At 74.4% G+C, this 21,535-nt stretch carries 21 protein-coding genes and 2 pseudogenes; 4 read left to right on the top strand and 19 right to left on the bottom strand.

Annotated elements, in window-relative coordinates:
* The first annotated feature begins 1 nt into the window (after nucleotide 1).
* Nucleotides 2–343: a hypothetical protein gene (locus AB0F89_RS08690; protein WP_367134352.1), complete on the top strand. Its 342-nt coding sequence runs from the start codon at nucleotides 2–4 to the stop codon at nucleotides 341–343.
* 13 nt (nucleotides 344–356) lie between these two features.
* On the opposite strand, the gene iolD is transcribed toward AB0F89_RS08690, so the two are convergent.
* The 9 genes and pseudogenes from iolD to AB0F89_RS08645 form a co-directional block, all read right to left on the bottom strand.
* Nucleotides 357–2,204, bottom strand: coding sequence for a 3D-(3,5/4)-trihydroxycyclohexane-1,2-dione acylhydrolase (decyclizing) (iolD, locus tag AB0F89_RS08685; RefSeq protein ID WP_367134349.1), 1,848 nt, complete (start codon nucleotides 2,202–2,204; stop codon nucleotides 357–359).
* Nucleotides 2,201–3,082 (bottom strand): 5-deoxy-glucuronate isomerase, encoded by an 882-nt coding sequence (gene iolB / locus AB0F89_RS08680; protein ID WP_367134347.1) that lies wholly within the window; start codon nucleotides 3,080–3,082, stop codon nucleotides 2,201–2,203. Before iolB ends, iolD begins: the two co-directional genes overlap by 4 nt.
* A complete protein-coding gene (locus AB0F89_RS08675) occupies nucleotides 3,079–4,014 on the bottom strand; it encodes an aldolase (protein WP_367134345.1) in 936 nt (311 codons plus the stop codon). The genes iolB and AB0F89_RS08675 overlap by 4 nt, the downstream gene beginning before the upstream one ends.
* Nucleotides 4,011–4,940, bottom strand: coding sequence for a 5-dehydro-2-deoxygluconokinase (gene iolC, locus AB0F89_RS08670; protein WP_367134343.1), 930 nt, complete (start codon nucleotides 4,938–4,940; stop codon nucleotides 4,011–4,013). Before iolC ends, AB0F89_RS08675 begins: the two co-directional genes overlap by 4 nt.
* Nucleotides 4,937–5,731: an ATP-binding cassette domain-containing protein gene (locus AB0F89_RS08665; RefSeq protein ID WP_367134341.1), complete on the bottom strand. Its 795-nt coding sequence runs from the start codon at nucleotides 5,729–5,731 to the stop codon at nucleotides 4,937–4,939. Before AB0F89_RS08665 ends, iolC begins: the two co-directional genes overlap by 4 nt.
* Nucleotides 5,728–6,762, bottom strand: coding sequence for an ABC transporter permease (locus AB0F89_RS08660; RefSeq protein WP_367134339.1), 1,035 nt, complete (start codon nucleotides 6,760–6,762; stop codon nucleotides 5,728–5,730). The genes AB0F89_RS08665 and AB0F89_RS08660 overlap by 4 nt, the downstream gene beginning before the upstream one ends.
* Before the next feature lie 11 nt (nucleotides 6,763–6,773).
* The gene (locus tag AB0F89_RS08655; protein ID WP_367134337.1) at nucleotides 6,774–7,778 is read right to left on the bottom strand and encodes a sugar ABC transporter substrate-binding protein; all 1,005 of its coding nucleotides are present in this window, start codon (nucleotides 7,776–7,778) and stop codon (nucleotides 6,774–6,776) included.
* 22 nt (nucleotides 7,779–7,800) lie between these two features.
* Nucleotides 7,801–8,655 carry a TIM barrel protein gene (locus AB0F89_RS08650; protein ID WP_367134335.1) on the bottom strand — a complete coding sequence of 285 codons (855 nt, stop codon included), beginning with the start codon at nucleotides 8,653–8,655 and terminating at the stop codon, nucleotides 7,801–7,803.
* Nucleotides 8,652–9,668 (bottom strand): annotated as a pseudogene (locus AB0F89_RS08645) (Gfo/Idh/MocA family oxidoreductase); the annotation flags it as partial. The gene AB0F89_RS08650 and the pseudogene AB0F89_RS08645, both read right to left, overlap by 4 nt.
* Nucleotides 9,669–9,782: 114 nt before the next feature.
* Between AB0F89_RS08645 and AB0F89_RS08640 the strand changes: the two are divergent.
* Complete coding sequence (locus AB0F89_RS08640; RefSeq protein WP_367134333.1) at nucleotides 9,783–10,781, top strand: LacI family DNA-binding transcriptional regulator; 999 nt, start codon at nucleotides 9,783–9,785, stop codon at nucleotides 10,779–10,781.
* Here AB0F89_RS08640 and AB0F89_RS08635 read toward each other — a convergent pair.
* Nucleotides 10,768–11,079 (bottom strand): multidrug efflux SMR transporter, encoded by a 312-nt coding sequence (locus AB0F89_RS08635; RefSeq protein ID WP_367134331.1) that lies wholly within the window; start codon nucleotides 11,077–11,079, stop codon nucleotides 10,768–10,770. The genes AB0F89_RS08640 and AB0F89_RS08635 overlap by 14 nt on opposite strands.
* Before the next feature lie 2 nt (nucleotides 11,080–11,081).
* A pseudogene (locus tag AB0F89_RS08630) lies at nucleotides 11,082–11,815 on the bottom strand (SDR family NAD(P)-dependent oxidoreductase).
* 84 nt (nucleotides 11,816–11,899) lie between these two features.
* Between AB0F89_RS08630 and AB0F89_RS08625 the strand changes: the two are divergent.
* The gene (locus AB0F89_RS08625) at nucleotides 11,900–12,451 is read left to right on the top strand and encodes a TetR/AcrR family transcriptional regulator (RefSeq protein WP_367134329.1); all 552 of its coding nucleotides are present in this window, start codon (nucleotides 11,900–11,902) and stop codon (nucleotides 12,449–12,451) included.
* Between the two features lie 3 nt (nucleotides 12,452–12,454).
* Here the strand turns inward: AB0F89_RS08625 and AB0F89_RS08620 are convergent, their stop codons facing one another.
* Entirely contained in the window at nucleotides 12,455–12,901 is a 447-nt protein-coding gene (locus AB0F89_RS08620; RefSeq protein WP_367134328.1) for a VOC family protein, read from the bottom strand.
* 62 nt (nucleotides 12,902–12,963) lie between these two features.
* On the opposite strand from AB0F89_RS08620, the gene AB0F89_RS08615 reads away from it, so the two are divergent.
* Nucleotides 12,964–13,926 (top strand): helix-turn-helix transcriptional regulator, encoded by a 963-nt coding sequence (locus AB0F89_RS08615; RefSeq protein ID WP_367134326.1) that lies wholly within the window; start codon nucleotides 12,964–12,966, stop codon nucleotides 13,924–13,926.
* Nucleotides 13,927–13,947: 21 nt separating this feature from the next.
* On the opposite strand, the gene AB0F89_RS08610 is transcribed toward AB0F89_RS08615, so the two are convergent.
* The 7 genes from AB0F89_RS08610 to AB0F89_RS08580 form a co-directional block, all read right to left on the bottom strand.
* Nucleotides 13,948–14,592: a class I SAM-dependent methyltransferase gene (locus AB0F89_RS08610; protein WP_367134323.1), complete on the bottom strand. Its 645-nt coding sequence runs from the start codon at nucleotides 14,590–14,592 to the stop codon at nucleotides 13,948–13,950.
* 63 nt (nucleotides 14,593–14,655) lie between these two features.
* On the bottom strand, nucleotides 14,656–15,087 hold the full coding sequence (gene arfB, locus AB0F89_RS08605; RefSeq protein ID WP_367134321.1) for an alternative ribosome rescue aminoacyl-tRNA hydrolase ArfB: 432 nt from the start codon (nucleotides 15,085–15,087) through the stop codon (nucleotides 14,656–14,658).
* Nucleotides 15,088–15,096: 9 nt separating this feature from the next.
* On the bottom strand, nucleotides 15,097–15,909 hold the full coding sequence (locus AB0F89_RS08600; protein WP_367134319.1) for a hypothetical protein: 813 nt from the start codon (nucleotides 15,907–15,909) through the stop codon (nucleotides 15,097–15,099).
* Nucleotides 15,906–16,397 carry a SigE family RNA polymerase sigma factor gene (locus AB0F89_RS08595; RefSeq protein ID WP_367134317.1) on the bottom strand — a complete coding sequence of 164 codons (492 nt, stop codon included), beginning with the start codon at nucleotides 16,395–16,397 and terminating at the stop codon, nucleotides 15,906–15,908. The genes AB0F89_RS08600 and AB0F89_RS08595 overlap by 4 nt, the downstream gene beginning before the upstream one ends.
* Before the next feature lie 55 nt (nucleotides 16,398–16,452).
* Nucleotides 16,453–17,514, bottom strand: a complete 1,062-nt coding sequence (gene purM, locus AB0F89_RS08590; RefSeq protein ID WP_367134315.1) for a phosphoribosylformylglycinamidine cyclo-ligase — start codon at nucleotides 17,512–17,514, stop codon at nucleotides 16,453–16,455.
* A gap of 61 nt (nucleotides 17,515–17,575) precedes the next feature.
* Nucleotides 17,576–19,108, bottom strand: a complete 1,533-nt coding sequence (gene purF, locus AB0F89_RS08585; protein ID WP_367134313.1) for an amidophosphoribosyltransferase — start codon at nucleotides 19,106–19,108, stop codon at nucleotides 17,576–17,578.
* A gap of 104 nt (nucleotides 19,109–19,212) precedes the next feature.
* Nucleotides 19,213–19,944, bottom strand: a complete 732-nt coding sequence (locus AB0F89_RS08580) for a maleylpyruvate isomerase N-terminal domain-containing protein (RefSeq protein ID WP_367134311.1) — start codon at nucleotides 19,942–19,944, stop codon at nucleotides 19,213–19,215.
* Nucleotides 19,945–21,535: the final 1,591 nt, after the last annotated feature.

The following is a 21,535-nucleotide window of genomic DNA, read 5'->3' as shown; positions in this document are numbered from 1 at the left end:
GATGCGCGAGGAACCGCTCAGACTCCTCGCCGGCGCGACCGCGGGCGCGCTGGCGACGGTCGTGGACACCGAGCAGTGGCCCGACCTGCGGACCAGGGTGGCGGCGGTCCTCGCGCCCGAGCTGGCCGACCTGGTCAGCGCCCGGATGGACGAGGCCAGGAGCAGGCTCGTCGCCGTGCCGCGGGTCCGGCTGGAGCCGGCCCGGGCCGAGTTCACCACCGAGTGGCGCGGCTGCATCCACACCATGCTGTGGGAACGGCCCGAGGCCGCCGGACCGCTGCGCGCCGTGCTGCGCGACGTGAGCCCCGCCCTGCCGCGGTCGGGCGACTTCCCGCGGCGGTGAGCGGCGGGGCCGGTCAGAGGTAGCGGAGCTGCCGGGACTTGCCGGCGGCGGCGTCCTCGCGCGCCGCGGCGACGTCCGGGCGGTGGGCCACCTCCGGCACGCCGACCTCCCACCACGCGCCCGCCTCGGTCCACGCGGACGGGTGGGTGCGGAGCACGACGACGGCCGGGCGGCGCTCGGTCCTCGCGACCTCCCTGGCCCGGCGGTAGGCGTCGCGCAGGCCGTCGAGGTCGGCCACCGGGAACGTCGCGCAGCCCATCGAGGCGGCGTGGGCGGCGAAGTCGACGCGCGGCGGGTGGGCGTGCGCGGTGCGGACGTCGGCGTAGAGGTTGTTGAAGGCCGCGCCGCCCTGGCCGGTCTGGAGCCGGTCGATGACCGCGTAGCCGTCGTTGTCGCAGACCACGGCCACGAAGCCGTGCCCGGCGAACGCCGCCGAGAACAGCTCCGAGTTGAGCATCAGGTACGAGCCGTCGCCGACGAGCGCGGTGACCACGCCGCCGGGCCGGGCGATCGCCGCGCCCCACGCGCCGGCCAGCTCGTAGCCCATGCAGGAGAACCCGTACTCGACGTCCATGGTCGCCTCGCCGAGGGCGCGCCAGCCGCCGACCAGCTCGCCGGGCAGGCCGCCGGACGCCGTCAGCACGTAGTCCTCGGCCGTGGACAGGTCGTTGACCACGCCCACCACCTGCGCGTACGTCGGGACCCCGCCGGGCGCGCGCAGCCCGTCGACGTGCGCGTCCCACTTCGACCGCTCCTCCGCCGCCCGCGCCGCCCACGCCGGGTCGGCCCGCCAGTCGCCGAGCGCGTCGGTCAGCTCGCGCAGGCCCTCGTCGGCGTCGGCCACCACGGCCAGCGCGCCGTGCTTGACCGCGTCGAACCGCGCCGCGTTCAGCGAGACGACCCGGACGTCGGGCGCGAACACCGTCCACGACGCGGTGGTGAAGTCCTGCAGCCGGGTGCCGGCGGCCAGGACCACGTCGGCGCCCGCGGCCAGGGCGTTGGCCGAGGTGGAGCCGGTGACGCCGAGCGGCCCGGCGTGCAGCGGGTGGTCGTGCGGGACGAGCGTGCGGCCGGCGGTGGTCTCGGCGACCGGGACGGCGTGCCGCTCGGCGAAGCGGATCGCCCGGCCCGCGGCCCGCGAGTAGCGGACGCCGCCGCCCAGGACCAGCAGCGGCCTGCGGGCCCGGCGGAGGGCGTCGGCGGCGTCGGCGAGGGCGCGGGTGTCCGGGCGGGGGCGCGGCGGGCGGTGCAGGACCGGGGCGAACAGGGCGTCCGGGAAGTCGAACGACTCGGCCTGCACGTCCTGCGGCAGGGCGAGCACGACCGGGCCGCAGTCGGCCGGGTCGGTGAGCACCCGGGCCACCTGCGGCAGGGTGCTCAGCAGCTGCTCGGGGCGGGTGATCCGGTCGAACAGCCTGCTGACCGCGCGGAACGCGTCGTTGACCGTGGTGGTCGGGTCGCCGAAGTGCTCGACCTGCTGCAGCACCGGGTCGGGCGCGCGGCTGGTGAACGCGTCGCCGGGCAGCAGGAGCAGCGGCAGGCGGTTGGCGTGCGCGACGCCGGCGGCGGTGACCATGTTCAGCGCGCCCGGCCCGATGGACGAGGTGGCGACGCCGACCTGGCGGCGGTGGGTGGCCTTGGCGACGCCGACCGCGGCCAGCGCCATGCCCTGCTCGTTGTGGCCGCGCCAGACCGGCAGCTCGGCGCGGACCTCCTCCAGGGCGTTGCCGAGGCCGAGGACGTTGCCGTGGCCGAAGATCGCGAACACGCCGGGGAACAGCGGCGCGCGGGCGCCGTCGGGCAGCTCGGTGCGCTGGGCGAGCAGCCAGCGGACCAGCGCCTGGGCCGTGGTGAGCCTCATCCGACCCGCCCTCCCGCGCTCGTCACGGGGCAGCGGGGGTCGGTCGCCAGGGCCGGCCAGGTGTCGCGGACCCAGGCGTGCGCGGGGTCGTCGCAGAACGCCGTGGACCGCTCGGCGCCCGGTCCGGCCAGCACGTTCAGGTAGTACATGGGGTAGCCGGGGGCGGCGACGCACGGGCCGTGGTAGCCGCGCGGTACCAGGAAGACGTCGCCGTCGCGGACCACGACGTCCTCGTCGATCCCGCCGTCGTCGGTGTAGGTGCGGTGGAAGCCGAACCCCTCGCGCGACGGGGTGACCTGGTCCCGGCCGGCGATGCGGAAGTAGTAGACCTCCTCGTTGACGACCTCGCAGGTGTGGTCGTGCTTGTGCGGCGGGTAGGACGACCAGTTGCCGTCCGGGGTGATCAGCTCGCACGCCACCAGCCGGTCGGCGTGGTCCCAGGCGCCGGGCACGCCGAAGTTGGTGACCTGGCGGGTGGCGCTGCCCGCGCCCCTGACCTCGACCGGGACGTCCTCGGCCGGCCCGTACCTCGGCGTGAGCCTGCGCTCGCAGCGGGCCATCGGCAGCGCGACCTCGACACCGCCACCGGTGTGCAACCGCACCTCCGCGTCCCGCGGCACGTAGGCGAAGTCCGTGACGCGGCTGAACACCGAATCGCGGCCGCGCAGCTCGAAGCGCTCGCCGTCGACCTCGACCACGCAGCCGCCGGACAGCGGCAGCACGAACGCCTCGCAGTCACCGGTCTCGAAAGTGGTCGTCCCACCGGGGTGCAGCAACAACACCCGCAACCCGGTGTAGTTCCACCCGGCGGCGTCGGGGGTGAGTTCGACGGCGTTCTCCCCTTCGGACAACGTGCCGAGCGGGCGGTGCAGGCTCATGTTCCGGCTCCCCTTCTCACGTCCCGGCCCTCGTGCGCCGTGCGCAGCACCCGGGCAGCGGCTTCGACGGCGGCGGGCACGTCGCCGTCCGGTGGGTAGAGCAGGGCCCGCCCGACGACCAGCCCGCGCACGGTCGGGTGGCGCAGGGACCGGCCCCACGACGCCAGGTCGTCGTCCAGGCGCGCGGACGGCACGCCACCCAGCACGAGGGCGGGCAGCGTGGTCGCGCCCAGCACCTCGTCCGGCGACGGCGGCAGCTTGAGCCAGGTGAACGCCGACGTCGCGCCCAACCCGGCGGCCACGCTCGCGGCCCGCGCCAGCGCGGCGGCGTCCCGCTGCAGCACCAGCTCGCCCGCCGCGTCCCGCACGTGCGGCAGCGGCTCGACCAGCGCCACCAGGCCGCGCTCGGCGAGCGCCGACACCGCCGCCGCGCAGCTCTCCAGCGTCGGCGCGGTGCCGGGGTCGGCGTCGACCAGCCGCAGCAGCATCTTGCCGCCGTCCAGGCCGCTGCCCGCGATGGACGCGGGGTCGTAGGCGGTGAACCGGTCGTCGATCTCCCAGTCCGCGCCCGCCAGGCCGCCGCGGTTCATCGAGCCGATGACGACCTTGTCGTGCAGGCCGTCGAGCAGCAGCAGCTCCTCGATCACGTCCGGTGTGCCGAGCACGCCGTCCACCGCCGGGTTCGCCAGCGCGGTGAGCAGCCGGTCCAGCAGCGACCGCCGGTCGGCCATCGCCAGCGGGTCGCCGCCGACGCCGAGCGCGCCGCGGGCCGGGTGGTCGGCCGCCACCAGGAACAGCGTGCCCCGCTCGGACAGCAGCCGGGCGCGCCGCCGACGTGCCTGGTAGGCGCGGCGGATGGCGGTCGGGTCGGTCGCCCTGGTGACCAGCAGGTCCGACCACCGCTCGTCGGTGATCAGCCCGGACCGGGTCACAGCAGGTCCTCGATCTCGGCCGGGGTGGGCATGGCGTCGGCGCAGGCCAGCCGGCCCGCCACCAGGGCGCCCGCGACGTTCGCGTAGCGGGCGATCCGGGCCGGCTCCCACCCCGCCAGCAGGCCGTGGGCCAGCGCGCCGCCGAACGCGTCACCGGCGCCCAGCCCGCAGACCACGTCCACCGGGTGCGGCGGCACGGTCCACGAACCGGCGGCGGTCGCGACCAGCACGCCGTCACCGCCCTGCTTCACGACCGCGAGCTCGACGCCCCGGTCCAGCAGCCGCGCGGCGGCCTCCGCCGGGTCGGACGTGCCCACCGCGACCTCCACCTCGGCCCGGTTGCCGACGGCCACCGTCACGTGGTCGAGCATCCAGCCGATCTCCCGCCGCGCGGTCGGCACGTCCGGCCAGAACACCGGCCGGTGGTCGAGGTCCAGCACGGTGTGCGCGCGCCGGCCGCGGCGCTCCAGGACCAGCCGCTGCGTCTCCCGGGCGGGCGACGCGGAGACGCCCGTCCCGGTCACCCACAGCAGCGGCACGGAGGCCACCAGGTCCCACGGCACGTCGTCCGGCACGAGCGCCAGGTCCGGCGCGAGGGGCGAGCGGTAGAACAGCAGCGGCGGGTCCTCCGGCGGGTCCAGCGCGCAGAACACCACGGGCGTCCGCAGGCCCGGCGCGGTGCCGACGAACTCCGCCGACACGCCGAACGACTCCAGCGCCGACCGCACGTAGGGCCCGAACCCGTCCGGGCCCACCTTGGTCAGCACCGCCGCCCGCCGGCCCAGCCGCGCCGCCGCGACCGCCACGTTCGTCGCCGTCCCGCCCAGCGACTTGGCGAACGTGCGCACCTCCGCCAGCGGCACGCCGCTCTGCTCCGGGTAGAGGTCGACCCCGACCCGGCCGACGGTCAGCACCTCGACCGTCACCCGTCGCCCCCGCGCAGCTCGTGCTCCAGCGCCTCCAGCTCGGCGCCGCCCGCCATCTGCCGGGTCAGCTCGTCCAGGCTGATCCGCGACTTCTCGTGCGCGCCCAGCACGCGCCCCCGCTTCAGCAGCAGGAACCGGTCGCCGACCGGGTACGCGTGGTGCGGGTTGTGGGTGATCAGCACGACGCCGAGCCCGCGGTCCCGGGCCCGCGCCACCTGCTTGAGCACGATCCCCGCCTGCTTCACCCCGAGCGCCGCCGTCGGCTCGTCCAGGATCAGCACCTTCGCCCCGAAGTGCACGGCCCGCGCGATCGCCACGCACTGCCGCTCGCCGCCGGACAGCGTGCCCACCGGCTGCTCCACGTCCCGCAGGTCGATGCCGAGCCCGGCCAGCGCCTCCCGCGTCACGGCCCTGGCCCGCCGGCGGTCCAGCACCCGGAACGGGCCGAACCCGGTGGTCGGCTCCGACCCGAGGAAGAAGTTGCGCCACACGCTCATCAGCGGCACCACCGCGAGGTCCTGGTGGACGGTGGCGATGCCCCGGTCGAGCGCGTCGCGCGGCGAGGCGAACCGGACCGGCTCGCCACCGACCAGGAACTCGCCCTCGTCGTGCCGGTGCACGCCCGACAGCACCTTGATCAGCGTCGACTTGCCCGCGCCGTTGTCGCCGAGCACGCACGTCACCTCGCCCGCGCCGACCGAGGTCGAGACGTCCCGCAGCGCGATCACGCTGCCGTAGGTCTTGCCGATGCCGCGCACCTCCAGCAGTGCCCGTCCGGTCGGGGAACTCATCGCCGCACCCTCTCCGCCCGCCGCCGCAGGGCGTTGTTGACCAGCACGGCCGCCAGCAGCATCACGCCGAGGAACAGCTGGAACCAGTCCGAGTTCCAGTTCGCGTAGACGATGCCCTGCCGGGCCATGCCGAAGATCAGCGCGCCGATCGCCGCGCCGACGGCCGAGCCGAACCCGCCGGTCAGCAGGCACCCTCCGATCACCGCGGCGATGATGAACTGGAACTCCAGCCCGATGCCCTGGTTGGCCTGCACGCTGGTGAACCGCAGGATGTTGATCGACCCGACCAGCCACGCCGCGCCCGCCGTGGTCATGAACAGCAGCACCTTGGTGCGCGCGACGGGCACGCCGACCGCCCGCGCCGACACCGCGGACCCGCCGACCGCGAAGACCCAGTTGCCGAACCGGGTGCGCAGCAGCACGACCGCCGCGACGACCGTGACCAGCGCCCACCACGCGATCGACACGTAGAACGCCGAGCCGCCGAACGTGACCGTCGAGGCGAACAGGAACCCGGCCGACGCGTAGCCGTCGGCCGACCTCATGCCGGACACCTGCACGGTGCCGGTCACCAGCCGGGTCACGCCGAGGTTCAGGCCCTGCAGCGCCAGGAACGTGCCCAGCGTGACGATGAAGCTGGGCAGCCCGGTGCGCACCACCAGCCAGCCGTTCAGCGCGCCGACGGCCAGCGCGAACACCAGCGACGCGAGCAGCGCGAGCCACGTGTTCCAGCCGAGCCGGGTCGCCAGCACCGCCGTGACCAGCGCCGTCGACGCGGTCAGCACGCCGGCCGACAGGTCGAACTCGCCACCGACCATCAGCAGCGCCACCGCGACCGCCATGATGCCGAGCGTGGACGCGTCGTCCAGCCACGTCGCCACCCCGCCCGCGCTGAGGAACCGCTCGGTCACCAGCGAGAAGAACGTGAAGACCAGCAGCGCGCCGAGCAGCGAGCCGATCTCCGGCCGGACCACCAGCCGGTCGAGCAGCCGGGGCGGGCGGACGCGCTCGTCCGGTGGTGCGGGAGTCACGGGCGTCCTCCTCAGCGGGTGCCGCGCTCGGCGTACTCGGCCACTTCGTCCACGTTGGACCCGTCGACGAAACCGGGTCCGGTGAGGACCGGCTTGCCGCCGCCGACGGTGTTGGCGTTGTCGCGGTAGAGCTTGAGCATCACGATCGGCAGGTAGCCCTGCTCGTACTGCTGCTGGTCGACCGCGAACAGCACGTCACCGGCCTTGATCGCGGTGGTGACGTCGGCGTTCAGGTCGAACGTGGCGACCGCGGCCGTCGAGGACGCGCCCTTGACCGCGCTCACCGACGACACCGCGACCTGCGGGTTCAGCGCGAGCACCGCGTCCACCGAGGGGTCGGTCTGCAGCGCGCCCCTGATCCGCGACTCCACGTCGGTCGGGTTGTTGATGTCCACCTGGAGGTTGGTCACCGCACCGCCGAAGCCGGCGCGCGCGCCGTCGCAGCGCTGGTTGAGGCCGATGTTGCCCGCCTCGTGGATCACGCACAGCAGCTTCGCCTTGCCCGCCTCCTTCAGCTTCCGCCCGGCCTGCTCGCCGGCGATGCCCTCCTCCTGGCCGACGTGCGCCAGCGCGCCGAACGACGCGCTCTTGTCCGAGCCGGAGTTGATGGTGACGACCGGGATGCCCGCGGCGACCGCCTTCTCGATCGACGTGCGCAGCGCGTCCGGGTTGGCCATCGACACCACGATGCCGCCGACCTGCTGCGACACCGCGTTGTCGATCAGCGTGGACTGCCGGCCGGGGTCGCCGTCGGAGTTGTAGTCGACGGTGACGCCGAGCTGCTCGCCCGCGTCGGTCGCGCCGTTCTTCACCACGTTCCAGAACGCGTCGCCCGCCGTGCCGTGGGTCACGACCGCGACCTTCAGGTCACCGGCAGGCGCCTGGGCCGCGCCGGTCCCGGTGCTCCGGGTGTCCTGCGCGGCGGGACCGCTGCACGCGGCCAGCAGCGCGAGCCCGGTCAGCGCCAGTCCGATCCGGACCGGTCCCGTTCGCGGTGGCTTTCGAGCGGACGTCATCGTCTCTCCTCGCTGTGGCGGTTCAGTTGTCGGTGAGCCGGGTGAGGTGCGCGAGGCTGCGCGCGGTGTCGCGCACCGGGGTGTCGGGCGGGCTGTCGTCGCCGAGGGCGGTGTCCTGCTCCAGGACGCACCAGCCGGTGTAGCCCGTTTCGCGCAGGAGCGCCACCAGGGCGGCCACGTCCACGTCGCCGTCGCCCAGCGGCACGTACATGCGCTGCTGCACGGCGGACATGTAGCCGACGTCCCCTTCGCGCACGGTCGCCGCGATGTCCGCCCGCACGTCCTTGAGGTGCACGTGCCCGATCCGGCGGGGGTGGCGGCGGGCCAGGTCGACCGGGTCCGTGCCGCCGATCAGGAGGTGGCCGGTGTCCAGGCAGAGGTCCAGGTCCGAGTCGGCGAGGAACCGCTCCACCTCGGCGGCCCGCTCGACGTGCGTGCCGACGTGCGGGTGCAGCACGGTGCGCAAACCGTGCTGCCGCGCCCGGTCGCGGATGGCGGCGGCGGTGGCGATCAGGGTGCGCCACTCGTCGTCGGTGAGCGCCGGGCGCTCGTCGTAGCCGTCGAGCCCGGTGGCGGCGGCCAGCACCAGGACTTCCGCGCCGGCGGCGGCCAGCAGCGCGATGGTCTGGTCCACTGTGGACTGCTCGCCGGTGTGGAGGGGCACGGCGAGGAAACCGCCGACCAGTGCCAGGTCGTGCTCGGCCAGCAGGGCGGTCAGCTCGGCGGGGTCGGTGGGCAGGTAGTCGGGTGGACCGAGTTCGGTGGCCCGCAGTCCCAGCGACGCCATCTGGTCCAGCACGGTCGCGGGTTCGAGCACCCTGCCCCAACCCGGTACCTCGCAGACACCCCAGGAGATCGGCGCACCAGCGATCTTCACGCGATCACCTCCGCCTGCACTCGGACCGGGGCGCCCGAACGCCGTGACTGCTCGCACGCCTCGGCGAGCCGGAGGCTGATCAGACTCTCCCGCGCGGGCGACGGGTTCGCCACCGTGCCCGCCACGACCTGCGCGAACGTGGCCACCTCGGTGAGGTAGGCGCGGTGGAAGCGCTCCGGGAAGCCCGGGTAGGCGTCGGCCGCGACCCGCGGTCCCCCCGGCTCCAGCGACGTCAGCGGCGTGCGCGGGTCGAGGCCGACGGCCAGCGAGTCCCGGCTGCCCAGCACCTCGATCCGGTGGTCGTAGCCGAGCGGGTCGTGCCTGCCGCCGGCGAGGGTGGCGTGCGCGCCGCCCGCGAACTTCAGCAGCACCACGGCGTTGTCCACGTCGTCGGCGTCCGCGAAGGCCCGGTCGACCAGCACCGACCCCGACGCGTACACCTCCACCACCGGCTCGCCGACCAGCCACGGCACCGCGTCCAGGTCGTGGATCAGCAGGTCGCGGAAGATGCCGCCGGAGTTCGGCAGGTAGCCGAGGTCGGGCGGCCGGGCGTCGTTGCCCAGCGCGCGGACCAGGTAGACGTCGCCGACCTCGCCCGCCCGGACGCGCCGGTGCAGCTCGGACACCGCCGGGTCGAACCGGCGCTGGAACCCGACCAGCACCTCCACCCCGGACGCCTCCACCTCGTCCACCAGCGCGCGCATCTCGTCCAGGTCGCTCGCGATCGGCTTCTCGCACAGCGCCGGCACGCCCGCCGCGATCGCCGCGCGCAGCAGCGCCGGGTGCGTCGTCGTGGGCGTGGCCAGCAGGACGCCGTCACTGGCGGTGAGCAGCGCGTCGAGGTCGGCCACGCTCCGGGTGCCGGGCAAACCGGCCGACGCCCGCGCCGCTCGGCCGGGCACCGGGTCGAACAGCAGCACCTCGTCCACCTCGTCGAGGGCGGCCAGGTTGGTGGCGTGCATGGTGCCGATCCGACCGACTCCGGCAACTCCGATGCGCATCCTGCTGGTCTCCGTCCTGGTAGAGGCGGTCTCGCGTTAGAGCGCTCTATTCGTTGGAGCGCTCCAATGCTGTAACCTCCGTCACACGGGTGTCAAGGTGCGGGACGCGCTCGTGAGGGGACGCCGGTGGTCAGACCCACGATGGAAGACGTGGCGGCGCGCGCCGGGGTGTCCCGCGCGCTGGTGTCACTGGTCATGCGGGGATCACCCAAGGTGAGCGATCAGCGCCGGGCCGCGGTGCTCAGGGCCGCCGAGGAGCTGGGGTACTCGCCGCACGCCATGGCGCGGTCGTTGGCCAGCCGCACGTCGCACGTGCTCGGCGTGATGGTGTCGGACCTGCACAACGCGTTCTTCGCCGAGGTGGTGGACGGGCTCGACGCGGTGGCGACCGGGCACGGCTTCGACCTGATCGTCAACACCGGCGGTCGCAGCCCGGCGCGGGAGCGGCGGGCGCTGCGCAGCCTGCTGTCGTTCCGACCGGCGGGGCTGGCCCTGCTGTCGCCGGTGGTGCCGACCGCGGACATCGGCCGGGCGGCGGACCAGGCGCCGGTGGTGCTGGTGGCGCGCTCGTCCCGACTGGCCACTGTGGACACCGTCAACGACGACGGCGGGCGCGGCATCGCGCTGGCCGTCGACCACCTGGTGTCGTTGGGGCACAAGAGGATCGCGCACCTGGACGGCGGCGGCGGCACGCAGGCCGGGCCGCGCCGGCGCGGTTACCTGGCCGCGATGGCGGCCCACGGCCTCGCGCCGCGGGTGGTGGCCAGCGAGTACACCGACGCGGCCGGCGCGCGGGCGGTGGCGGGCCTGCTGGGCGACGTGCCCACGGCGATCGTCTCGTGCAACGACTTCAACGCCGTCGGGGCGATCTCCGCGTTGGAGGAGGCCGGTTTCCGCGTGCCGCGGGACGTCTCGGTGGTCGGTTACGACAACACCTCGCTGGCCGCCCTGCGGCACGTCTCGCTGACCACGGTCGACCAGCCGCGCAACGAGTTCGGCCGGCTCGCCGCCGAAGCGCTGCTGCAACGGGTGCGGGGCGAGCGCGAGGAGCCGGTGCGCCACCTGCTGCGCCCGTCGCTGGTGGTCCGCTCGACCACCGCGCCGCCCCGGGTCAGGTCAGCTTGAGGCCCACGACCCCGAGGACGATCAGCGCCAGGCACGCCAGCCGCAGCGGTGACGCGCCCTCACCCGAGGCGACTACGCCCACCAGCACCACCCCGACCGCGCCGAGCCCGACCCACACCGCGTAGGCCGTGCCGACGGGCAGCTGCCGCATCGCGATCGCGAGCAGGGCGAAGCTCGTCACGGCCGCCGCGACGCCGACCACCGTCGGCCACGGCCAGGTGAACCCCTCGGACCGACCCAGCGCCGTGGCCCACACGACCTCCAGCAGCGCCGCCCCGACCAGCAGCAACCAGGCCACGGCTAGGCCACCGCCCCCGCGTCCACGACGAACGCCGCACCGGTGGTGCTGCGCCCGCCGTCGCCGACGAGGTGCGCGACCGTCGCGGCGACGTCCTCGGGGTCGCAGTACCGGCCGAGCGCGGTGTGGCGGCGCTCGGCGTCGGCGTCCGGGCCGTCGGCGGGTTCATCTCGGTGTCGGTCGAGCCGGGGTGCACCAGGTTGACCGTGATGCCGCGCGGTCCGAGGTCGCGGGCCAGCCCCCTGGTCAGCCCGACCAGCGCCGACTTGCTCATCGCGTAGAGCGCCCAGCCGGGGTCGGGCACCCGCTCGACGAGGCTGCTGCCGATGCCGACGATCCGCCCGCCCGCGCCCATGTGCGGCGCCACGGCCTGCGCCAGCACGAACGCCGCCCGCGCGTGGATCGCCAGGACGCGGTCGACCTCCTCGGCGGTGACGTCCTCGAACGGCCCGAACGGGGCGACGCCCGCGTTGTTCACCAGGACGTCCACCCCGCCGAACGCCGCCACGACCCGGTCCACCGCCGCGCGCAGGGCGGCGACGTCGGTCGCTTCGGCCCGCACGGCCAGCGCCCGCACCCCCGTGGCCGCCATCTCCTCGACCACGGCCCGAGCCCGGTCCTCGGACTTCTCGTACGTGATGGCCACGTTCGCGCCGTCGCGGGCCAACCGCTTGGCGATGGCCGCCCCGATCCCTCGGCTGCCGCCCGTGACCAGCGCTGATCTGCCTTCGAGCACGGTGCCCCCTATAACCGGAACTGGTTCCGGTTCAGGGTAAGCGGAACCAGTTCCGGTTGTCCAGGTACGGGTTAGGGTGCTCCGGTGACGCGGGAGCGGGCCGACGCCGCCAAGAACCGGGCGAAGATCCTGGCCGCCGCCACCGACCTGGTGGCCGAACGCGGCATCGAGGGCCTGGCCATGGCCGACGTCGCCGCCGCGTCCGGGGTGGGCGTCGGCACCCTCTACCGGCGCTTCGGCGACCGCTCCGGCCTGGCCCACGCGTTGATCGACGCCTCCGAGCGCGAGTTCCAGGCCGCGTTCCTGACCGGTCCGCCCCCGCTCGGCCCCGGCGCGCCGGCCGCGGACCGGGTCCGGGCGTTCCTGCACGCGCTGGTGGACCGCACCCTCGCCCAGCTCGACCTGCTCCTGCTGGCCGAGACCGCCGGGCCGTTCGCCCGGTTCGGCGGCGCGTACGACGCGCACCACCGCCACCTGACCCTGCTGATCGCCCAGGCCAGGCCGGGCGTGGACGCGGCGGTCACTGCGGACGCCCTGCTCGCGCCGCTGGCGGCGAACCTGGTGGCGCACCGGGGCGTCGGGGCCGCGACCCTCAAGGCCGGTCTCGACACCCTGCTCGACGGGCTGCTGCGCTAGCCGTCAGTCCAGGCAGAACTCGTTGCCCTCGGGGTCGGTCAGCACGATGTGCCCGGCCGCGAGCGGTGGCGCGGGCTCGAAGCGCCGGAGCCGGGTCGCGCCGAGTGAGACCAGCCGCTCGGCCTCCTCCTCCAGCGCCGCCATCCGCTCGTCGCCCTGGAGCCCCGGCGCGGCCCGCACGTCCAGGTGCACGCGGTTCTTGGCCTGCTTGCCCTCCGGCACCTTCTGGAAGAACAGCCGCGGCCCGGAACCGGCGGGGTCGAGCAGCGCCGAGGCGTCGTTGCGGCGCTCCGGCGGCACGCCCATCGCCTCCAGCGCCTGCTCCCACGACCCGAAGCCCCGCGGCGGGTCCTGGAGCCGGTAGCCGAGGACTTCGGCCCAGAAGGCGGCCAGGCCCGCCGGGTCGGCGGCGTCGAAGGTGATCTGGACTTCACGGGTTCGGTCGGTCATGGCACGAGTCTGACGTGGATAGCGGACAGGGTCGTTCCGCGATCCGTGGCACGATCGGGCGCGTGACGGTCGAGGCCACCACCGAACGGGTGCTGCGGTTGCTGGCGCTGCTCCAGCGGCGGGCGACGTGGACCGCCGCCGAGCTGGCCGCCGAGCTGGGCGTCACCGACCGCTCGGTGCGCCGGGACGTGGAGCGGCTGCGGGCGATCGGCTACCCGGTGCACGCGACGGCGGGCGTCGGTGGCGGCTACCAGCTGGGCGCGGGCGCCCGGCTGCCGCCGCTGCTGCTCGACGACGAGGAGGCCATCGCGACGGCGGTGTCCCTGCGGGTGGCGTCCGGCGGCACGGTGGCCGGCGCGGCCGAGGCGGCGCTGCGGGCGCTCGCGAAGCTGGACCAGGTGATGCCGCCCCGGCTGCGCGCCGAGGTGCGGGCGGTGCACGACGCCACCGAGGTGCTGACCGGCGCGGGGGTGGAGATCGACGCGGAGCTGCTGGTCGCGCTGGCGCGCGCGTGCCGCGACTCGGTGCGGGTGCGGTTCCGGTACCCGGGTCGCGCCGGCGGTGAGCGGGAGCGGACGGTCGAGCCGGTGCGGGTGGTGTCCACCGGCCGCCGCTGGTACCTGATGGCGTGGGACGTCGACCGGGACGACTGGCGCACGTTCCGGCTGGACCGGGTGCTCGACCTGGTCGCGACGACCTGGCGGTTCCGGCCGCGGGAGCACCCGGACCCGGCGGCCCACGTGCAGCGGTCGGTCACCGCCGCGCCGTACCGGCACCTGGCCAGGGTCCGGGTGCGCGCCCGGCCCGAGCAGGTGCGGGAACAGGTGCCGCCGCAGGTCGGGCGGGTCGAGGAGGACCGGGACGGGTGGTGCGTGCTGGTCGTCGGCGGCGACGACCTGGAGTGGCTGGCCGTGCACGTCGCCCGGCTGCGCTTCGACGTGCAGGTGCTGGACCCGCCGGAACTGCGGACCGCCGCCGCCGCGCTCGCCCGCCGCGCGGCGGCGATGGCCCGGGACCCCGGCTAGGCGCCCACCGCCCCGGCGCCGCTACGCCCCGGCCTTGCGCACGATCAGGTAGCCCTGCGGCGTCTTCTCCCACTGGGGGTCGACCGGCTGCCGCTCCAGGCGGGTGTGCGGCTCGAACCCGGCGTCCGCGAGCTGCCCGAGCAGCTTGTCGGGGTCGAGCCGGTACAGGTCGAGCTGGATGTCGTGCCCGTAGCCGTGGTCGAAGTGCCTGAGCTCGTCGCCGATCTGGAACGCCATCAGCAGCAGGCCGCCGGGCGCGAGGACGCGGTGGAACTCGGCGAACACCGCCGGGTGCCGGTCCCACGGCACGTGGATCGCCGAGTACCAGGCCAGCGCGCCGCCCAGCGAGCCGTCCGGCAGGTCGAGGTCGAGCATCGAACCGACCTCGAACCGCAGGTCCGGGTGGTCGCGGCGGGCCACGGCGACCATCTCCGGCGACAGGTCGACGCCGAACACGTCCACGCCCAGGTGCTTGAGGTGCGCGGAGATCCGCCCGGGTCCGCACCCGACGTCCGCGACCCGGCCGGTCACCAGCTCGGCGAACAGCCCGAGGACCGCCCGGTCCGCCGGGTTCTCGGCGAGCAGGCCGCGCACGAGGTCGGCGTAGCTGCGGGCGACGGTGTCGTAGGCGGTGCGGGCCGTGGTCAGGAACTCGGGCTCGGTCACGCCGGGGACCCTAGCCCGGGGCGCCGACAACCGACCCGGTCCACCCGGACGCGGGAGTCCCGCTCAGTCCCAGCCACCGCCGGCGCGCCGACCCTGCTTCGTCTGCGCCCGGCGCTTCTTCTCCGCGATCCGGCGCTCCTTCGACCCCTTGGTCGGCTTCGTCGCCCGGCGCACCGGCGCGGGCGCGGCGGCCGCGTCCCGCAGCAGCCGGGCCAACCGCTCCCGGGCCGCCTGCCGGTTCTGCAGCTGCGCCCGGTGCTCGCTCGCGGCGACCGTGAGCACGCCGTCCACCAGCCGCTTCGCCAGCCGGTCGAGCATCCGCGCGCGCAACCAGCCCGGCACGGACGGCGAGGCAGCCAGGTCGAAGCTCAGCTCGACCCGGCTGTCCGCCGTGTTCACGCCCTGGCCACCGGGTCCGGACGACCGGGAGAACCGCTCGCTCAACTCGGCCGCCGGCACCACCAGCGTCCGCGTCACGACCAAGTCCTCAGCCACCCCCACAGGTTAGAAGGTGAAGCCCGGTGAAGTCGCGATCTTTGTCAGCTGCTCGGGGGTGAGCGGCGGCGGGGTCCCGTTGCCGGTGGCCTTGTCGCTGCTGTTCGACGTCTGCGCCGACATCACCGCGCCGTCGGGCGTGGCCGTCCGGACCGTGATCAGGGTGACGCCGTCGTGCTCCTGCGTGGACACCGCCACGGTCCTGCCGTCGTGCGGCACCTCCTGGCACGTGGTGTCCAGGACGTCGCACCTCGCGTCACCCGGGTACAGGTGCAGCAGCAGCGACCCCCGGCCCACCGACGTGGTGACGTTCATGAACGACAGGTACGCGTTGGAGTTGCTGATGCGGAACGTCCACGGGTCCATCGGGTCCTGCGGCACCGCCTCGGCCCGCGCGTCCGCCGGGATCGCCCCCGACGCGGCGAGCAGCGCGCCCAGCTGGCTCGCCCGCTCGGGGGTCACCGGCTTGGGGGGCTTCGGCATCTCGAACGACGACGGGGGGTTCGACGAGCCGGGCCTGGTGGTGGACGAGACCGCGGGTTGCCCGGTGGTGGTGACCGGCGCGGAACCGGTGGTCAGCGGTGGCGCCGTGGTCGAGGCCCCCTCGGTCGCCGCTTGAACCCCGCCGCTGCCACCCCCGGCTCCGGACCAGAGCACCGCGGGGACGGCCACCGCGGTCACGGTGGCGAGCACGGCGACGGCCGCGTAGCCGCGGCGGAAGGTCGCCTTGCGCCGGCCGTCGCGCAGGATCGCCGCCTTGTCGATGGTCAGCGGCGGCTCGTCCTCGAACGCCGCGGCCAGGGATCGCTTGATGTCGGTCATCGCTGCTCCTCGAAGACGTGGCGACCGAGAAGTTCGCGCAGCGCGGCAAGCCCCTTGGCCGCCTGGCTCTTCACGGTGCCTTCGGATCGACCGAGCAGACGGGCGGTTTCGGTGACGCTCAGGTCCTCCCAGTAGCGGAGCACCACGACGGTGCGCTGCCCCGACGGCAGCGCGGCCAGCGCCCGGCGCATGTCCAGGTCGGCGGGCGCGGCGCCGGGGGCCGAGGTCTCCGGCACCGCGTCGACCACCGTCTCCCGGCTCCGGAACCCGCGCCGGCGCTCGTCGATCGCCACCCGCACCAGCACCTTGCGGGCGTAGGCGTCGACGCTGTGCCGACGCACCCGCGGCCAGGCGACGTACAGCTTGGTCAGCGCCGTCTGGACCAGGTCCTCGGCGCGGTGCCAGTCGCCGCACAGCAGGTACGCGGTCCTCCGCATCACCAGCGCGCGGGCGTCGACGAACTCACCGAACTCGCGATCGCGTTCCACTCACCCTCCTCGGTCGCCGCTTAGTACGGGCGACGACCGCCGGGGGTTGCCGGGATCAGAAACGCGGGTGGTCGCCCACCAGGGCGGCGCCCGGCTGGTCGGAGCGGACCACGTCGCCGAGCACCCACGCGGGCACGTGGCGGGCGGTGAGCACGGCCAGCGACCGGTCGACGTCCTCGGGCGCGACCACGGCGACCATGCCGACGCCCATGTTGAACGTCTTCTCCATCTCCTCGCGCTCGACCCGGCCGCGCTGGGCGATCAGGGCGAACACGGGCGCGGGCGTCCAGGTGCCGCGGTTCAGCTCGGCGCGCAGGCCCTCGGGCAGCACGCGGGCCAGGTTCGCGGCCAGGCCACCGCCGGTGACGTGCGCGAACGTCCGGACCTCCGCCTCGGCGGCCAGCGCCAGGCAGTCCTTGGCGTAGATCCGGGTCGGCTCCAGCATCTCCTCGCCGAGGGTGCGGCCGAACTCCTCGACGTGGCCCTCCAGCGGCATCCGGGCGATGTCCAGCAGCACGTGCCGCGCCAAGGAGTACCCGTTCGAGTGCAGGCCGGACGAGCCCATGGCGATCACCACGTCACCCGCGCGCACCCGGTCCGGGCCGAGCATGGCGGACGCCTCGACCACGCCGACGCCCGTGCCGGAGATGTCGTAGTCGTTCGCGCCCATCAGGCCGGGGTGCTCGGCGGTCTCGCCGCCCAGCAGCGCGCAGCCCGCCTGCACGCAGCCCTCGGAGATGCCCTTGACCAGGGCGGCCACCTTGTCCGGCACGACCTGGCCGATCGCGATGTAGTCCTGCATGAACAGCGGCTCCGCGCCGCACACCACCAGGTCGTCGACGACCATCGCGACCAGGTCGATGCCGACCGTGTCGTGCTTGTCCATCGCCTGCGCGACCGCGATCTTGGTGCCGACGCCGTCGGTCGAGGACGCGAGCACCGGCTCCTTCCAGCGGTCGAGCTTGAGCTGGAACAACCCCGCGAAGCCGCCGATGCCGCCGAGCACTTCGGGACGCTGCGCCTTCGCCGCCCACGGCTTGAGCTTCTCCACCGCCTCGTCGCCGGCTTCGATGCTTACTCCAGCTGCGGCGTAGGTCGCCTTGGCGCTGTCCGTCACGTCTCTGTGCTCCACTTTCAGGGCAACTGTTCATCCGGGCGCGCGCCCGGCTTGCCGTCACTCAGGGCCGTTGCAGGGCGTCCTCGGCACCGTACCCGTTCGTCAGAACGGGAGCGGCCGAGCCCGAGACGCCCCTGATCCCCTCCAGCAGGTGCTTGCCGATCAACGCGTCCTCGGGCAGCGGGATCGGGTAGTCGCCGTCGAAGCACGCGCAGCACAGCCGCGACTTGGGCTGCTCGCTGGCCGAGATCAGCTCCTCCAGCGACACGTAGCCCAGCGAGTCGGCGCCGACCGAGCGGCGGATGCCGTCGGTGTCCAGGCCGTTGGCGATCAGCTCGGCCCGCGAGGCGAAGTCGATGCCGTAGAAGCACGGCCACTTGACCGGCGGCGACGCGATCCGCACGTGCACCTCCAGCGCACCCGCCTCGCGCAGCATCCGCACCAGGGCGCGCTGCGTGTTGCCGCGGACGATCGAGTCGTCCACCACGACCAGGCGCTTGCCGCGGATCACGTCGCGCAGCGGGTTGAGCTTCAGCCGGATGCCCAGCTGGCGGATCGTCTGCGACGGCTGGATGAACGTGCGGCCGACGTAGGCGTTCTTGACCAGGCCCGAGCCGTAGGGGATGCCGCTGGCCTGGGCGTAGCCGATGGCGGCGGGGGTGCCGGACTCGGGCACCGGGATGACCAGGTCGGCCTCCACCGGGTGCTCGACCGCGAGCCGGCGGCCGATCTCGACCCTGGTGGCGTGCACCGAGCGGCCGGCGATCGTGGTGTCCGGGCGGGCCAGGTAGACGTACTCGAAGATGCAGCCCTTGGGCTCGGGGTTGGCGAACCGGCTGGACCGCAGGCCGTTCTCGTCGATCGCGATCAGCTCGCCCGGCTCGACCTCGCGGACGAACGACGCGCCGACGATGTCCAGGGCGGCGGTCTCGCTGGCGACGACCCAGCCGCGCTCCAGCCGGCCGAGCACCAGCGGGCGGACGCCCTGCGGGTCGCGGGCCGCGTAGAGGGTGGACTCGTCGGAGAACACGAGGCAGAACGCGCCGCGCAGCGTCGGCAGCAGCCGCATGGCCGCCTGCTCGATGCCGATGTCGGCGGCCTGCGCGGCCAGCAGGCCGCACACCAGGTCGGAGTCGGTGGTCGCGCCGTGGCCGGTGTCGACGCCGACCTCGCGGGCCTTCGCCAGCAGCTCGGCGGTGTTCACCAGGTTGCCGTTGTGGCCGAGGGACAGGCCGGAGCCGGTGGCCGTGGTGCGGAACGTGGGCTGCGCGTTCTCCCACGTCGTGGAGCCGGTGGTGGAGTAGCGGCAGTGGCCGACCGCGACGTGGCCGCGCAGCGACTGCAGCACCTGCTCGTCGAACACCTGGCTGACCAGACCGAGGTCCTTGAAGACCACCACCTGGCTGCCGTCGCCCACCGAGATGCCCGCGGCTTCCTGGCCGCGGTGCTGGAGGGCGTACAGGCCGTAGTAGGTGAGCTTCGAGACGTCTTCTCCGGGTGCCCAGACGCCGAACACACCGCATTCTTCGCGGGGTTCTCGCTCTTCCTGGGTTTCGGGGTCGGTGCGGCCGGTTGCTGAATGGTCAGAGACCACCGGGTTGCTCCCTAGCGACGAGGGCGGGCTGCACCACCGAGTGTAAGGCTGATGGGGGTGCTACCACCCCCATCAGGACCCCCGTGACGTGACCAAACGCACGCTCAGTCCAGCTTCAGCGCGTACCAGACCCGCTCGTCGCCGGTGTGCTTGAGCGGGAGGCGGCCCCACAGGCCGTAGTGCACGAGCTGCGCCTCACCGCTGACCACCAGGTCCGCCTCCTCACCCGGCCAGGCCGCCCGCACCTCCGGCACGACGCCGGGGGTGAAGGTCACCACCCAGGACTCGGGCACGTCGGTGAGCTGGACCAGGGCGCTGCCCCTGGTGGTCAGGGGCACGTCGGTGGCGTACTTGGCGGCGAGGAGGGTGGTCAACGCCTCCTCGATGCCGTCGACGGCGAAGTCCGCGTCACCGACCACCAGTTCGCGCAGCGCGGCCTGGGCGTCCCAGCGGCGCAGGTCCAGCTCGTGCGCGATGCGGCGGTGCCACACCCAGGCCAGGTCGGGCGCGGCGGGCGAGAACGTCCAGGCCGTCCGGTTGCCGGGGGTGGTCGGCAGCAGCTCGGCGGCCTTGGCCAGCTGCTCGTCCAGGTAGGCCAGCGGCTCCACCTCGGCGGGGGGCCGGGGGAGGCGGAGCTGGACGGTGCTGCCGGTGCGGAGGTAGTCGAGGGAGGTTTCGAGGAACCTGCCGACGTGCAGGGTCAGGTCGGTGAACGTCCAGCCGGGGCAGCTGGGCACCTTGGCGGTGGGGTCGGCCTTCCCGACCGCCGCCCGGAACATCTCCGCCTGCGCGGTGAAGACCTCGGTCCACCGCTGGGTGGTCCAACCTCCTGGCACGGTCCAGCCTCCAGTCGAGTCGATCGGTGCGCGGCCATCGTGCCGCACGGGCCCGTCGGGTTGGTGGCCGATGGGCGGCGTTCCCACCTACCGACGCAGGGACGGCCCCGCCGGTGCCCTCCGACCACCGACAACCTGACCGCTCACCTAGACGGCCGCCGACTCGCGCCCCGGACCGCTACCACCGGGCAGTGGCGGGCGCACCACACACCGCCGCGTTCGCCCTCGCCGGCCAAGGCCCACGGACACCGGACTTTCACCACCGGCGCCAGCAGGCTCGATCCACGCCGCCGCGACCAGGCGCGCAGGACGGGCTGAGCGGTGCCAGACGTCGCCGCTGGCACTGGCGGGTTCGGCCACGGGGCACTGCGGCCGGTGCGCAGGACAAGCCGAGGTTGCCGCACATCAACCACCGGCGCTCACGGCCTCGGGCATAGGCGGACTCGGGCACAGGCCGCTGCGACCGGGTGGGCTAAGGAGATCGGGCTGCCGGCCACCGGCACTGGAGGGCTCGGGTGCGGGAGGACTCGGGTGCGGGTTGTTGCGGCCGGGCGGGCAGGACCGGCCGAGGAGGGTCGGGCTGTCGGCCACCGGCAGTGGCGGGCTCGGTTATGGGGTGCTGCGGCCGGTGCGCAGGGCAGGCTGCGAGGTGCCGGGGTGCAACAACCGGTACTCACGGGCTTGGGTGCAGGCCGGGCGGCTGGGCGGGCTGAGGAGTGCCGGGCTGCGGGTCACTGGTACTGGTGGGTTGGGTGCAGGTGAGCTTGGGCACGGGCCGCTGCGGCTAGGTGAGCTGAGGCGGACCGAGATATCGACCAGCGGCATCCGCAGGCCGGGCGCAGGACGTTGCGGCAGGGCAGGGCAGGGTGGGCCGGAGAGGACCGGGCCGTCGACCAGCGGCACTCGCAGGCTTGGGGGCAGGCTGCGAGGTGCCGGAACGTCACCACCAACGCTCGCGGGATTGGGGGCAGGCCGCTATGGCAGGGCTGGCCGGGGAGGGCCGGGGGGTCGACCAGCGGCACTCGCGGGCCGCTGCGGCTGGGCGGGGAGAGGAGGGCCGAGGTGTCGGACACCGGCACTCGCGGGCCGGGCGCGGGCCGTTGCGGCTGGGTGGCCGGGCGGGCTGGCCGGGGAGGGCTGGGATGTCGGACACCGGCACTCGCGGGCTTGGGTACGGCCGCTGCGGCTGGGCGGCCGGGCGGGCAGGCGGGAGGCCGACGCCGAACACCGGCACTCGTGGGGTTGGGCGCGGGCCGTTGCGGCTGGGTGGGCAGGGCGGGGTGAGAAGGGCGGGGTGGGCAGGGCGGGGTGAGGAGGGCGAGGTGAGGAGGGCGAGGTGAGGAGGGCGAGGTGAGGAGGGTGGGGGGCGATCAGCGGTGGGGGCGGGGTTGGTTAGGAGTGTTGTGGTTGGTGTGCAGGGTGGGGTGGGGGTGCCAGGAGGTCACCGCTGGTGTTGGTGGGCTTGGGTGCGGGCGGCGGCGTCGAGTCTTGCTGCGGCTTCTTCCCACCAGCGGGCGAGGTCGCCGATTTGGAATTCCCAGGGGTCGGGGTCGGGGTCGGGGTCGGGGGTGTCGGGGTGGTGGGGGGTTGG

It is taken from the genome of Saccharothrix sp. HUAS TT1, assembly GCF_040744945.1.
In the GTDB taxonomy this organism is placed as follows: Bacteria; Actinomycetota; Actinomycetes; order Mycobacteriales; family Pseudonocardiaceae; genus Actinosynnema.
Note: the sequence above shows the minus strand (reverse complement) of the source record. Positions and strands in the feature narration are given on the sequence as shown.

What these genes read in the sequence shown, in the direction of transcription:
- AB0F89_RS08655 (WP_367134337.1), bottom strand. Translation starts at nt 7,778, where the DNA reads ATGACGTCCGCTCGAAAGCCACCGCGAACGGGACCGGTCCGGATCGGA.
- iolB (WP_367134347.1), bottom strand. Translation starts at nt 3,082, where the DNA reads ATGAGCCTGCACCGCCCGCTCGGCACGTTGTCCGAAGGGGAGAACGCC.
- iolD (WP_367134349.1), bottom strand. Translation starts at nt 2,204, where the DNA reads ATGAGGCTCACCACGGCCCAGGCGCTGGTCCGCTGGCTGCTCGCCCAG.
- AB0F89_RS08600 (WP_367134319.1), bottom strand. Translation starts at nt 15,909, where the DNA reads ATGACCGACATCAAGCGATCCCTGGCCGCGGCGTTCGAGGACGAGCCG.
- AB0F89_RS08620 (WP_367134328.1), bottom strand. Translation starts at nt 12,901, where the DNA reads ATGACCGACCGAACCCGTGAAGTCCAGATCACCTTCGACGCCGCCGAC.
- AB0F89_RS08690 (WP_367134352.1), top strand. Translation starts at nt 2, where the DNA reads ATGCGCGAGGAACCGCTCAGACTCCTCGCCGGCGCGACCGCGGGCGCG.
- AB0F89_RS08665 (WP_367134341.1), bottom strand. Translation starts at nt 5,731, where the DNA reads ATGAGTTCCCCGACCGGACGGGCACTGCTGGAGGTGCGCGGCATCGGC.